Source organism: Streptomyces sp. DSM 120436 (assembly GCF_055778765.1).
On the sequence record NZ_JBSKBS010000001.1, the window covers coordinates 672830 to 684797 of the forward strand.

Genomic DNA, 11968 nt, shown 5'->3' on the forward strand with positions numbered 1-11968 from the left:
CGGCGAGCGACGATCTGGCACCTCTGATGACTTCAACGGGGCCGCCGTGCAAGTGCGCGCGGTGCGCCGAGTCCGGCAAGCGTTCCGACCGCTGAAGCGCGGCTCTCCCCCTTTGACTCCCGCCCATACGGGCGGCGGCGGTCAGCTATGGCCGCGATTAGTTAGCAGGAAGGTGCAGTGATGCTGAACGGAACCGACCTATACGCGCTCGACGTCAACGGGGCCTCGTTCGTGAAGGCGTGTGGCGGCCCCTGCACCGAAGGGTGCGTGACCCTGGCCCGAATCGGTGACGACGCCTGGGCCCTGGGTGACAGCAAGCGGCCGGACGCGCAGCCGCTGCGGTTCACCACGGAGGAGCTGGACGCGGCCGGGATCGACCCGGCGCGGTTCGGTCTGAACGTCTGACCCTCCGCCCTCGCCAACCGGCCCGGCCTCCCCTCCACACAAGCCGGGCCGGTTGGTCCCGCAACCCCCACCATCGAACGGGAATCGACTGGTGCACCACCATCACGGCTATCTGTGGGTCGGCCCGAGAGAACGCTTCGACCAAGAAGCCCTACGGCGGCCCCCGCACCCCGAGCCGCCCCCACCCGGCAGCAAGCCCGAACTGATCCAGCGCTACCGAGAGGTGACCGCGGAGTTCCCCACCTCTGATCTGCCACCGCTGGAAACGGCGTACTGGCTCATCAAGCCCCGTTCGTTAGTTCGTGACACCTGGGATGAAGGCAAGGAAGCAGCGGGATGGATCGGGGAACGGCTGACTGATTTCGCGCCCCGGTTCGCCTCTGAGCGTGACCGGGACACAACCCGCCTGGCCCGACTGGTGAGCGCTGCTGCTGAGCGACTGCACTCGGGTACGGATGTGTCCTACGGCTTCTATCTGGAGCGCCCCTCGTATCTGTCCCTGGCAGTGGTGACGTGCTCCCCGAATCGCTCGATGCCTGAACTGCCCTGCCCAATCGCGTAGTCGAAGCAACAAAAGAAGCCCCGGCCGACGTGGCCGGGGCTTCTGTCGTTGGTCACAGCAGGGCGCGGAAAGGGTTGAAGTCTGTGAGCGGTTCCGGCCCCTTCGGTTGCTGCTCGGCCTGAGAGGCGGCCTGCTTGGGTTCCACACGGTAGGCGTCCAGGCGGACGACCCGAGCACGGTTCTGCTCACGCTCCGCGCTGGCCGGCTGCGCCTCCGCGTGACGGAAGCGTCCCGGTTCTTGTTGCTGTAGGTGCGGGCCGGCTGCGGCGCAGCGTGACGACGGGAAGTGTCATCACGGAGTGAGAAGACGGTGGCCGGTCGGCCGGTCTTCCCCGCCCGTTCCACGGTGACGACGATTCCGGCCAGTGCCTTGACCTCAGCGGCCGTCGCCCCCACGTACGGGAGCACCTGGGAGGAAGTGGCCCGTCCGCCGTGCATTTCGATCCGGGCCCGGACCTTGTCCTCAAGACTCAGCGGCTGCCGCTTCACCTTTGGGGAGGTTGCTCCCTTGGTGATACGGACGGCGTCCTGGACAGACCTGCGCACGAGGGTGAACGCCGCTGACAGCGTCTCTTCCGTGATGTGCTCCGAGCACTCGGACGCTGCCAGGCAGGCCGCAACTCGGAGTGTCTGTTCTGCCGTCCTCTCGATGAACACCGCCTGCCCCTCGGGCAGGGCCTCGCCCAGGATGCGGGCGTAGCGGCGCGCGATCCGCCACAACGGCCGGGCATCCTCCGCGAGCGTGATCACACGCGGCCGGGCTGTGGCCCAACCGTAGGCGTCGGCAAGGTTCCGTCCGTCCACCTCAGGCAGGCTTACCCGGTCGTCATCCAGTAGCGGGACCGAACCGAGCAGGAAGGGAAGGATGCGGTTGTACGAACCGCCCGCCGCTTCCGACTCGCCCACGTACCTGGTCCAGTGCCGGGTGCGGCCTGCGGCTGGGTGAGGCCATCGCGGTGTCCCGCGATCAAATCGACTTCAAGGCCGAGACGCTTCGCGTCGACTTCCAGATTGCGGAGGACGGAGACACCGCATCGGGGAAGAACAGCGCGATCCAGCGTCGGCACATCAAGGCTCGTGACGAAGGCGAGCCAGGGCGTTCCGTCCCCCTCCCGCCGAACGTCGCGTTCGAGCTTCGGCGGCACATCAAGAACCACGGCGTATGGGGGCCGGAACGGCTCCTCTTCCCCAACGTGACGAGGACTGGCTACCTCTACGCGTCGTACTTCTACCCGAAGATCTGGATGGAGGCTCTGGGCAAGGGACAGGTGAAGTACTGCAAGGCTCACTCGCTCCGGCACTACTACGGGTCGCGACTGCTGTACGCCGGAGTCCCCGAGAACGACGTGGCCGACTGGATGGGCCACAGCAGCACTGACGTGCTCAGGGAGCACTACCACTACATCTTCGAAGGGGCCGAGCAGCGCGGCCGTGCAGCCATCGCAACCATGCTGACGCCCGGCGCTGACGACCCTACGGAGGTGTCAGAGGTCGCCTGATCCGCATTCGACAACAACCCCCGGCGTCACGCCGGGGGCTGTGTTGTTTGTGCAGGTCAGTGGCTGTTTTCAGCCCGACATCTGCCCAGGATTCCCCCAGCATGACGCCCAGGAACGGCCCTGACCGGGCCGCAACGGGCAGAAAGCCGAGGGGGTCCCTCCGGACGTTCGAAACAGCTTCTGACCTGCAAAAACCCTGCTAGGGAAGGTTCCTTGCCATCACGATCCGCTGGACTTGGTTCGTGCCCTCATAAATCTGCGTGATCTTCGCGTCGCGCATCATCCGCTCGACCGGGTAGTCGCGGGTGTAGCCGTAGCCGCCGAGGAGCTGGACGGCGTCCGTGGTGACCTCCATGGCGACGTCGGAGGCGAAGCACTTGGCGGCGGCGCCCTGGAAGGTCAGGTCGCTGTCGCCCCGCTCCGACTTGGCCGCGGCGGCGTAGGTGAGCTGGCGGGCGGCCTCGATCTTCATGGCCATGTCGGCGAGCATGAACTGCACGCCCTGGAAGTCGGCGACCGGCTTGCCGAACTGCTTGCGCTCCTTGACGTAGCCCTTGGCGTAGTCGAGGGCGCCCTGGGCGATGCCGAGGGCCTGGGCGGCGATGGTGATGCGGGTGTGGTCCAGGGTGCGCATCGCGGTGGCGAAGCCCGTGCCCTCCTCGCCGATCATGCGGTCGGCGGGGATGCGGACGTTGTCCAGGTAGACCTCGCGGGTGGGTGAGCCCTTGATGCCGAGCTTCTTCTCCGGCGCGCCGAAGGAGACGCCCTCGTCGGACTTCTCCACGACGAAGGCGGAGATGCCCTTGGAGCGCTTCTCCGGATCGGTGACGGCCATCACCGTGTAGAACTCGGACTCGCCGGCGTTGGTGATCCAGCGCTTCACGCCGTTGAGCACCCAGAAGTCGCCGTCGCGGACGGCGCGGGTCTTCATGCCGGCGGCGTCGGAACCGGCGTCCGGCTCGGACAGGCAGTACGAGAACATCGCCTCGCCCTTGGCGAGCGGGGCCATGTACTTCTTCTTCAGCGCCTCGGAGCCGGAGAGGATGACCGGCAGCGAGCCCAGCTTGTTCACGGCGGGGATGAGGGAGGAGGACGCGCAGACGCGGGCCACCTCCTCGATCACGATGACCGTGGCGAGGGCGTCCGCGCCGGCGCCGCCGTACTCCTCGGGGACGTGGACGGCGTGCAGGTCGTTGGCGACGAGCGCGTCGAGGGCCTCGCGGGGGAAGCGGGCCTCCTCGTCCACCGCGGCGGCGTGCGGCGCGATCTTCGCCTCGGCCAGCGAGCGGACGGCGTCGCGGAGCATGTCGTGCTCCTCGGACGGGCGGTACAGGTCGAAGTCAGCCGATCCGGCCAAGGTCTCTCACGCTCCAAAACACTGCGATGCTGATCACGCTAACTACCGTTAAGTAACTCAAATGTTAGCCCTCCCCGGGGGCCGTGAACAGGTGAGCTGGGCGACAGCCGGGCGGCCGCCGGTCAGGGCGGACGCGGACGCCCCGGATATGCTCGGGCGCGCACGTGCCTGCCGCAGACCCCTGGAGCACCCCCATGGCCCTCAAGATCACCGTGATCGGCACCGGTTATCTCGGCGCGACCCACGCGGCGGCCATGGCGGAGCTGGGCTTCGAGGTGCTGGGCCTCGACGTGGTCCCGGAGAAGATCGACAAGCTGCGCCGGGGCGAGGTCCCGATGTACGAGCCGGGGCTCGAGGAGCTGCTGCGCCGGCACGTGGCGGGGATCGAGGGCTCGACCGGCCGGCTGCGGTTCACCATGGACTGGGCCGAGCTGGGCGAGTTCGGCGACGTCCACTTCGTCTGCGTGAACACCCCGCAGCGGCACGGCGAGTACGCCTGCGACATGTCGTACGTCGACGCGGCGATCGCCTCGCTCGCCCCGCACCTGAAGGGCCCCGCGCTGGTCGTGGGCAAGTCGACGGTGCCCGTCGGGTCGGCCGACCGGCTGGCCGCCTACCTCGCCGAGCACGCGCCGGCCGGGGCGGACGCGGAGCTGGCCTGGAACCCGGAGTTCCTGCGCGAGGGGTTCGCCGTGCGGGACACGCTGCACCCGGACCGGATCGTGGTGGGCGTGCGCAGCGAGCGGTCGGAGAAGCTGCTGCGCGAGGTGTACGCCACGCCGGTCGAGGAGGGCACGCCGTTCGTGGTGACGGACTTCCCGACGGCGGAGCTGGTGAAGACGTCCGCGAACTCCTTCCTGGCCACCAAGATCTCGTTCATCAACGCGATGGCGGAGCTGTGCGAGGCCACCGGCGGGGACGTCGCCAAGCTGGCGGAGGCGATCGGGTACGACGACCGGATCGGCCGGAAGTTCCTGCGGGCCGGCATCGGCTTCGGCGGCGGGTGTCTGCCGAAGGACATCCGGGCGTTCATGGCGCGCGCCGGCGAGCTGGGCGCGGACCAGGCGCTGACGTTCCTGCGCGAGATCGACTCGATCAACATGCGCCAGCGCGGCCGGATGGTGGAGCTGACCCGGCAGGAGCTGGGGGGCGGGCCGTTCCTCGGCAAGCGGGTGGCGGTGCTGGGCGCGACCTTCAAGCCGGACTCGGACGACGTCCGTGACTCGCCGGCGCTGAACGTGGCGGGGCAGATCCACCTCCAGGGCGGCCAGGTGACGGTCTACGACCCGAAGGGCATGGACAACGCCCGCCGGCTGTTCCCGACCCTCGGGTACGCCGGCTCGGCGCTGGAGGCGGTGCGCGGCGCCCATGCCGTGCTGCATCTGACGGAGTGGCGGGAGTTCCGCGAGCTGGACCCGGCGGAGCTGGGCGAGGCGGCGGCCGAGCGGGTGGTGCTGGACGGGCGCAACGCGCTCGACGCGGAGGCGTGGCGGCGGGCCGGCTGGCGCTTCCGGGCGATGGGACGTCCCGGGGCCTGACGCACCCGCCCGGGGTCCGGCGGACACAGGCGACGCCGGTTCGGCCGAGGCTCAGTCGGCCGAACCGGCGTCGTGTCGCATTCTGCCCCAACGGGCGCGGCCGTGGCGGGACTACCCCTGCTTCGCCCGGTACCGGCGCATCTTCGCGCGGGCCCCGCACACCTGCATGGAGCACCAGCGGCCGCGTCCGCCGGGGCTGCGGTCGTAGTAGGCCCAGTGGCAGTCGGGGGACTCACAGGCCTTGAGGCGCTGCCAGGTGCCCGCCGTGAGCGCCTCGGCGACGGCGGCGGCGACCCGGCCGAGCAGCGGTCCCTCGTCGACGGGCGCGAGGGCGGCCGAGCCGTCTGCGGGGTCGACGGCGACCACCAGGGGCGCGCGGGCGAGCAGGTCGCCGAGCGGGACGACCGGGCGGTGGGCGGGGTGGCCGGCGTGCGCGAGCAGGGTGGCCCGCAGCGACTCGCGCAGGACGCGGGCGTCGTCGACGGCGTCCTCGGTGAGCCCGAGGGGCGCGCGGCCCCCGGGGGTGTCCAGCGCGTCGTCCCCGGTGGCGAGGTCCACCGTGTTGACCAGATCCTGGATCAGGGCCAGCCGCCCGGGCGGGGCCGCTCTCTCGCTCATGACGCGACGGTACCTCCCTCGATCCCCTTGCGACGTTACCGGTTATGGGGGAGCATGCGGTAACGGTTACCTGTAGACCGCTTCATGCGGTAACTCGAGGAGGCAGTCATGTCCGTAGCCAAGGTGGGCGCCGTCGTCCTGGACTGTCCGGACCCGCGCGCGCTGGCCGGTTTCTACGCCGAGGTCGTGGGCGGCACGGTGGACGGCGAGGGCGACTGGGTGAACGTGGAGGTGCCCGGCGGGCCGACGCTGTCCTTCCAGCGGGCCGGGGGGCACGTTCCGCCGCGGTGGCCGGCCGCGGACCGCTCCCAGCAGTTCCACCTCGACCTGACCGTCGAGGACCTGGACGCGGCCGAGAAGGAGGTCCTGGCGCTGGGCGCGAAGCCGCTGGACACGGAGGACCGTTCGCGCGGCTTCCGGGTTTACGCGGACCCGGCCGGGCACCCGTTCTGCCTGTGCGCCTGCTGAGACCAGGAGGGATACATGGCCCCCGTGGCACGACTGCGCAACGTCGTCCTGGACTGCCCCGACCCGGGTGAACTGGCCGTCTTCTACGCGGCCGTCGCCGGCGGCACGCCCGTGGCGGAGGACGAGGACTGGGTGGTCCTCCAGGTCCCCTCGGGCCCGCGGCTCGCCTTCCAGCGGGCCCCCGGGTTCACCCCGCCGGCCTGGCCGAGCGCCGACCACGACTCCCAGCAGTTCCACCTCGACTTCGACGCGGGCGGCACCTGGGAGGAGGTCGACGCGGCCGAGGAGAAGGTGCTGGCCCTCGGGGCGCGCGTCCTGGACCGCGAGGACGACACGTCCAAGGACTTCCGCGTCTACGCCGACCCGGCGGGCCACCCCTTCTGCCTGTGCCGCATCGAACAGCCGTAGGGCGGCGGCTCTGCCCGTGACCGGCGGCCCGGCGTCCTCGAGGCGACGGGCCGCTCCCCGGGCCGTGGCGGCCGACGGCGGACGAACCGCGTGACCGGTCGGGCCGGCCCCCGCCCGGCCGGAAACGGACGGTGAGGACCGGGCCCCGCCCGCGAAGGTCGAGCCGCCGGCATCTCGCCCGAGCAGGACCGGCCCAGCCCTCCGGGGGACGGGCCACCGGCGCCTCACCCGAGCAGGACCCGCCACCGGCACCGCGCCCGCACGGGCGCGGCTCAGCCCTCGAGGGCGGTGATCGTCGCCGTCGACGGCTTGCGGCGCTGCTGGGCGGTGTGCGCGGCGAAAGCCGCCGCGCGGAGCACCCGCTGGACGTTCCCCCAGGTCAGAAGGGCGACGTCGGACTCGTCCCAGCCGCGCCGGAGCAGCTCGGCGATCAGGCGCGGGTAGCAGGACGGGTCGCGCAGCTCCTGGGGGTGGGCGGTGCCGGTGTCGTAGGCGCCGGAGAGGCCGACGCAGTCCGGGCCGGCGAGGGTGCGGACGTGGTCGAGGTGGTCGGCGACGTCGCGGACGGTCGGCCCGGCCTGCTCGGCGGTGAACGGCACCAGGCACAGCCCCTTCGCCTCGCCCACCGCGGCGAGCAGGTCGTCGGGCAGGTTGGCCGGGTGCGGGCGCAGGTCGCGGGCGCCGGACCGGCTGAACAGCACCGGCGCCCTGGAGACGGTCAGGACACGGCGGACGGTCGGGGTGGAGGCGTGGGAGAGGTCGGCGACCATGCCGAGCCGGTTCATCTCGCGCACGACCTCCTCGCCGAAGCGGGTGAGCCCGGCGGGCCCCGCCCAGGAGGTGCCGGTGAGGGTGAGCACCCGCACGCCGAGCGTGTGCAGCGCGCGCAGGACGCTCAGGGAGTCGCCGAGGGCGGGCGCGCCGGCCGGCCCGAACAGCACGGCGACCCGGCCGCGGTTGCGGGCGTCGACGACTTCTCCGGCGGTGCGGGCGGGGCGCAGTCCCTCGTCGTGGGCGGCGACGACCGCCTGCGCCAGGTCGAGCTGTTCCAGGGTCGCGGCGAGCGCCCGGTCCCCGTCGTGGCCCTCGGGCAGGTGCAGCGACCAGAACACGGCGCCGACCTGCCCCTTGCGCAGCCGGGGCAGGTCCGCGTCGACGGCGCTCTCCCCCAGGTCGAGGTCGTACCAGGGCAGTCCGCGCAGCGTCCACGGCAGGCCGCTGTAGCCGTCGCAGACGGGGTGGGCGGCGAGGACGGCCCGGGCGCGGTCGAGGGGGGCGTCGTCCGGGTCGGAGACGGGCCGGTACTCCTCCGGCCCGACGACCACCGCCTCCTGCGGGTACGGCTCGTCGACACGGCCGACCTCGGCGGCGGTGTGCAGGTCGTCCTGGAGATCGGCCATCACGGGGCTCCGTACGTCGTGACCTCGGCGGTACGGTCACGGTCGCACGGAGCCCCCTCCGGCTTCCTGGTGAACGCGGCGTTCGGGGTAAACCCGAGGGGCCCCGCGCCGTGTGGGCCGGTCAGCCGTCCAGCGCCTCGATGGTGGCGTGGGACGGCGCGCGCGTCGCGCGCAGGCCGCGGGCCACGTCCTCGGCGGCGCCCAGCACGCGGACCGCGTTCTGCCAGGTCAGCTTCGCCACGTCGGCGCGGGACCAGCCGCGGTCCAGCAGCTCCGCGATCAGCCGGGGGTAGCCGGAGACGTCGTCCAGGCCGTCGGGGGTGAAGGCCGTGCCGTCGTAGTCGCCGCCGATGCCGAGGTGGTCGACGCCGGCGACCTCGCGCATGTGGTCGAGGTGGTCGGCGACCGTGGCCACCGTGGCGACGGGGCGCGGGTGGGTCTCCTCGAAGGCGCGGTGCACCTTCATCGCCTCGGCGGTGGTGTCGAGGTGGTGGAAGCCGTGCGCGCGCATGTTCTCGTCGGCGGCGGCCGTCCAGTCGACGGCGGCCTGGAGCACGAACTTCGGCACGAACGTCACCATCGCGACACCGCCGTTGGCGGGCAGCCGCTCCAGCACGTCGTCGGGGACGTTCCGCGGGTGGTCGCAGACCGCGCGGGCCGAGGAGTGGGAGAAGATCACCGGCGCCGTGCTGGTGTCCAGCGCGTCCCGCATGGTGGTGGCGGCGACGTGGGAGAGGTCGACCAGCATGCCGAGCCGGTTCATCTCCCGCACCACCTCACGGCCGAACGCCGACAGTCCGCCCACGCCGGGCTCGTCGGTCGCCGAGTCCGCCCACGCCACGTTGAAGTTGTGGGTGAGGGTCAGGTAGCGCACGCCCAGGTCGTACAACCCCCGCAGGGTGCCGAGGGAGTTCGCGATGGAGTGGCCGCCCTCCGCCCCCATGAGGGAGGCGATACGGCCCTCGCGGCGCGCGGCCTCCATGTCGGCGGCGGTCAGCGCGGGCGCCAGGTCCCGCGGGTACCGGTCCAGCAACCGCCGTACGCAGTCGATCTGTTCCAGCGTGGCCGGCACCGGGTCGGGGGCGTCGGCGCGGACGTACACCGACCAGAACTGCGCGCCGACGCCGCCGGCCCGCAGCCGGGGGAGGTCGGTGTGCAGGTGGGCGGACTGGTCGGCGGCGATGTCGCGGGCGTCGAGGTCGTAGCGGACCTGTTCGCGCAGCGCCCAGGGCAGGTCGTTGTGCCCGTCGACGACGGGGAACTCGGCCAGCAGCGCGCGGGCGTCGTCCAGGGAGGTCACGGGGCTCACTTCCCGAAGCCGAAGCCGTTCGCGGACCCCTCGGCCTTGGCCCGCAGCCGCTTGCCCTTCTCGGTCGCCTGGTCGTTCAGCTCCTGCTGGAACTCCCGCATGCGGGCGAGCAGTTCCTCGTCGTGGGCGGCGAGGATCCGGGCCGCGAGCAGGCCCGCGTTGCGCGCGCCGGCCACGGAGACGGTGGCGACCGGCACCCCGGCCGGCATCTGCACGATGGACAGCAGCGAGTCCATGCCGTCGAGGTGCTTCAGCGGCACCGGCACGCCGATGACGGGCAGCGGGGTCACGGAGGCGAGCATCCCGGGCAGGTGGGCGGCGCCGCCCGCGCCCGCGATGATCACCTTGAGCCCGCGGTCCGCGGCCTGCTCGCCGTACGCGATCATCTCGCGCGGCATGCGGTGCGCGGAGACGACGTCGGCCTCGTAGGCGATCTCGAACTCGTCGAGGGCCTTGGCCGCCGCCTCCATGACGGGCCAGTCGGAGTCCGACCCCATGACGATGCCCACCGAAGGGAAGGGGCGCGCGTCAGCGCTCGTTGAGGGGCGGTGGCCGGGCGACGGGTGGGCGGGACTCATTCGGTGATCGTGCCTCTCAGGTAGCCGGCTGCGTGACGGGCGCGCTCCAGCACGTCGTCCAGGTCGTCGCCGTAGGTGTTCACGTGACCGACCTTGCGGCCGGGCTTCACGTCCTTGCCGTACATGTGGATCTTCAGTCGGGGGTCGCGCGCCATGCAGTGCAGGTACGCGGAGTACATGTCCGGGTAGTCGCCGCCGAGGACGTTGACCATGACCGTCCACTTCGCGCGCGGACGGGGGTCGCCGAGCGGGAGGTCGAGGACGGCGCGCACGTGGTTGGCGAACTGCGAGGTGATCGCGCCGTCCATGGACCAGTGGCCGGAGTTGTGCGGGCGCATGGCGAGTTCGTTGACGAGGAGGCGGCCGTCGCGGGTCTGGAACAGCTCCACCGCGAGGTGGCCGACCACGCCGAGCTCCCGGGCGATGGTCAGCGCCATCTCCTCGGCCTTCAGCGCGAGGCTCTCGTCGAGGTCCGGTGCGGGCGCGACGACGGTGTCGCAGACGCCGTTCACCTGCCGGGACTCCACGACCGGGTAGGCGACGGCCTGGCCGTGCGGGGAGCGCACGACGTTGGCGGCCAGCTCGCGCACGAAGTCGACCTTCTCCTCGGCGAGCACGGGCACGCCGGCCCTGAACGGCTCGGCGGCCTCCTCCACGGAGTCCACGACCCACACGCCCTTGCCGTCGTAGCCGCCGCGGACGGTCTTGAGGACGACGGGGAAGCCTCCCCCGCTCTCCGCCGCGAACGCGGCCACGTCGGCCGGGTCGTCGACGATGCGGTGGCGCGGGCAGGGCACGCCGATCGCCTCCAGCCTCGCGCGCATCACGCCCTTGTCCTGGGCGTGCACCAGCGCGTCGGGGCCGGGGCGGACGGGGATGCCGTCGGCCTCCAGGGCCCTGAGGTGCTCGGTGGGCACGTGCTCGTGGTCGAAGGTGATCACGTCGCAGCCGCGCGCGAAGTCGCGCAGCGTGTCCAGGTCGCGGTAGTCGCCGACGACGACGTCGCTCACCACCTGGGCCGCGGAATCCTGCGGGGTGTCACTGAGGAGCTTGAACCTGATGCCGAGCGGGATGCCCGCCTCGTGTGTCATACGAGCGAGCTGACCGCCGCCGACCATGCCGACTACCGGGAACGTCACGCCCCCAGGGTATCCGCCCGCGCCAGGGTGGCCGATTCCCGCCCGTCGGGAGGGACGCACGGGACGCGGGCGGCGCGGCGTCCGCAGGAAGATCGCGCGTGCGGGTGGTTAGCATGGCGGAGTTGACGCACTCGACCGACGGGAGCCTGTGGGCGATGGAACAAGGTTCCTCGGGGCTTCGACGGCTCTTCCGCGAAGCGGCCAAGTTCGGCGCGGTGGGGGGAGCCGGGGTTCTGGTCAACCTCGGTGTGTTCAACCTGGTCCGGCAGGCGACCGACCTCCAGGTGGTGCGCGCGAGCGTCATCGCCACCGTGGTCGCGATCGTCTTCAACTACGTGGGCTTCCGGTACTTCACCTACCGGGACCGCGACAAGTCCCGGCGCACCCGCGAGATGTCGCTGTTCCTGCTGTTCAGCGCCATCGGCCTGGTGATCGAGAACGGCGTGCTCTACACGGCGACGTACGGCTTCGGCTGGGACGGCCCGCTGCAGAGCAACGTCTTCAAGTTCCTCGGCATCGGCGTCGCGACGCTGTTCCGCTTCTGGTCCTACCGCACGTGGGTGTTCCGCGCCCTGCCGGTACGGGAGGAGCCCGTGGCGGGCGGGGTCCCGGTGGCCGGGGGGCGGCCCAGGCAGCGCGTGCCGTAACCGCCGCGCGTGCCGTGGGCGCGGCGCGTCCCGCTCGGCG

13 protein-coding genes are annotated in these 11968 nt (G+C 71.7%); 7 read left to right on the plus strand and 6 right to left on the minus strand.

What is annotated here, in order from left to right; all coding sequences use genetic code 11:
• Positions 1–180 precede the first annotated feature (180 nt).
• From ACWH4W_RS02970 to ACWH4W_RS02980, 3 genes are all read left to right on the plus strand, one after another.
• On the plus strand, positions 181–405 hold the full coding sequence (locus ACWH4W_RS02970) for a DUF397 domain-containing protein (protein WP_086169829.1): 225 nt from the start codon (positions 181–183) through the stop codon (positions 403–405).
• 91 nt (positions 406–496) lie between these two features.
• Entirely contained in the window at positions 497–967 is a 471-nt protein-coding gene (locus ACWH4W_RS02975) for a hypothetical protein (protein WP_473074292.1), read from the plus strand.
• 932 nt (positions 968–1899) lie between these two features.
• Positions 1900–2466 (plus strand): tyrosine-type recombinase/integrase, encoded by a 567-nt coding sequence (locus tag ACWH4W_RS02980; RefSeq protein WP_473077395.1) that lies wholly within the window; start codon positions 1900–1902, stop codon positions 2464–2466.
• A 199-nt stretch (positions 2467–2665) separates the two neighbouring features.
• Here ACWH4W_RS02980 and ACWH4W_RS02985 read toward each other — a convergent pair whose 3' ends face one another.
• Complete coding sequence (locus ACWH4W_RS02985; RefSeq protein WP_473074293.1) at positions 2666–3823, minus strand: acyl-CoA dehydrogenase; 1158 nt, start codon at positions 3821–3823, stop codon at positions 2666–2668.
• 194 nt (positions 3824–4017) lie between these two features.
• On the opposite strand from ACWH4W_RS02985, the gene ACWH4W_RS02990 reads away from it, so the two are divergent.
• The gene (locus ACWH4W_RS02990; protein ID WP_473074294.1) at positions 4018–5361 is read left to right on the plus strand and encodes a UDP-glucose dehydrogenase family protein; all 1344 of its coding nucleotides are present in this window, start codon (positions 4018–4020) and stop codon (positions 5359–5361) included.
• A gap of 111 nt (positions 5362–5472) precedes the next feature.
• Here ACWH4W_RS02990 and ACWH4W_RS02995 read toward each other — a convergent pair whose 3' ends face one another.
• Complete coding sequence (locus ACWH4W_RS02995; protein ID WP_473074295.1) at positions 5473–5979, minus strand: CGNR zinc finger domain-containing protein; 507 nt, start codon at positions 5977–5979, stop codon at positions 5473–5475.
• A 108-nt stretch (positions 5980–6087) separates the two neighbouring features.
• Here ACWH4W_RS02995 and ACWH4W_RS03000 point away from each other — a divergent pair, with 108 nt between their 5' ends.
• Both ACWH4W_RS03000 and ACWH4W_RS03005 read left to right on the plus strand, forming a co-directional pair.
• On the plus strand, positions 6088–6447 hold the full coding sequence (locus ACWH4W_RS03000; RefSeq protein WP_473074296.1) for a VOC family protein: 360 nt from the start codon (positions 6088–6090) through the stop codon (positions 6445–6447).
• Positions 6448–6462: 15 nt separating this feature from the next.
• Positions 6463–6855: a VOC family protein gene (locus ACWH4W_RS03005; protein WP_473074297.1), complete on the plus strand. Its 393-nt coding sequence runs from the start codon at positions 6463–6465 to the stop codon at positions 6853–6855.
• A 272-nt stretch (positions 6856–7127) separates the two neighbouring features.
• Here ACWH4W_RS03005 and ACWH4W_RS03010 read toward each other — a convergent pair whose 3' ends face one another.
• From ACWH4W_RS03010 to ACWH4W_RS03025, 4 genes are all read right to left on the minus strand, one after another.
• Complete coding sequence (locus ACWH4W_RS03010; RefSeq protein ID WP_473074298.1) at positions 7128–8255, minus strand: dipeptidase; 1128 nt, start codon at positions 8253–8255, stop codon at positions 7128–7130.
• A gap of 121 nt (positions 8256–8376) precedes the next feature.
• Positions 8377–9555, minus strand: coding sequence for a dipeptidase (locus ACWH4W_RS03015; protein WP_473074299.1), 1179 nt, complete (start codon positions 9553–9555; stop codon positions 8377–8379).
• A 5-nt stretch (positions 9556–9560) separates the two neighbouring features.
• Complete coding sequence (gene purE / locus ACWH4W_RS03020) at positions 9561–10061, minus strand: 5-(carboxyamino)imidazole ribonucleotide mutase (RefSeq protein ID WP_473074300.1); 501 nt, start codon at positions 10059–10061, stop codon at positions 9561–9563.
• Between the two features lie 77 nt (positions 10062–10138).
• Positions 10139–11281 (minus strand): 5-(carboxyamino)imidazole ribonucleotide synthase, encoded by a 1143-nt coding sequence (locus ACWH4W_RS03025; protein ID WP_473074301.1) that lies wholly within the window; start codon positions 11279–11281, stop codon positions 10139–10141.
• Between the two features lie 155 nt (positions 11282–11436).
• On the opposite strand from ACWH4W_RS03025, the gene ACWH4W_RS03030 reads away from it, so the two are divergent.
• Positions 11437–11928: a GtrA family protein gene (locus ACWH4W_RS03030; RefSeq protein ID WP_473077396.1), complete on the plus strand. Its 492-nt coding sequence runs from the start codon at positions 11437–11439 to the stop codon at positions 11926–11928.
• Positions 11929–11968: the final 40 nt, after the last annotated feature.

What these genes read in the sequence shown, in the direction of transcription:
- ACWH4W_RS02970 (WP_086169829.1), top strand. Translation starts at nt 181, where the DNA reads ATGCTGAACGGAACCGACCTATACGCGCTCGACGTCAACGGGGCCTCG.
- ACWH4W_RS02990 (WP_473074294.1), top strand. Translation starts at nt 4,018, where the DNA reads ATGGCCCTCAAGATCACCGTGATCGGCACCGGTTATCTCGGCGCGACC.
- ACWH4W_RS02995 (WP_473074295.1), bottom strand. Translation starts at nt 5,979, where the DNA reads ATGAGCGAGAGAGCGGCCCCGCCCGGGCGGCTGGCCCTGATCCAGGAT.
- ACWH4W_RS03000 (WP_473074296.1), top strand. Translation starts at nt 6,088, where the DNA reads ATGTCCGTAGCCAAGGTGGGCGCCGTCGTCCTGGACTGTCCGGACCCG.
- ACWH4W_RS03005 (WP_473074297.1), top strand. Translation starts at nt 6,463, where the DNA reads ATGGCCCCCGTGGCACGACTGCGCAACGTCGTCCTGGACTGCCCCGAC.
- ACWH4W_RS03010 (WP_473074298.1), bottom strand. Translation starts at nt 8,255, where the DNA reads ATGGCCGATCTCCAGGACGACCTGCACACCGCCGCCGAGGTCGGCCGT.
- purE (WP_473074300.1), bottom strand. Translation starts at nt 10,061, where the DNA reads ATGGGGTCGGACTCCGACTGGCCCGTCATGGAGGCGGCGGCCAAGGCC.
- ACWH4W_RS03030 (WP_473077396.1), top strand. Translation starts at nt 11,437, where the DNA reads ATGGAACAAGGTTCCTCGGGGCTTCGACGGCTCTTCCGCGAAGCGGCC.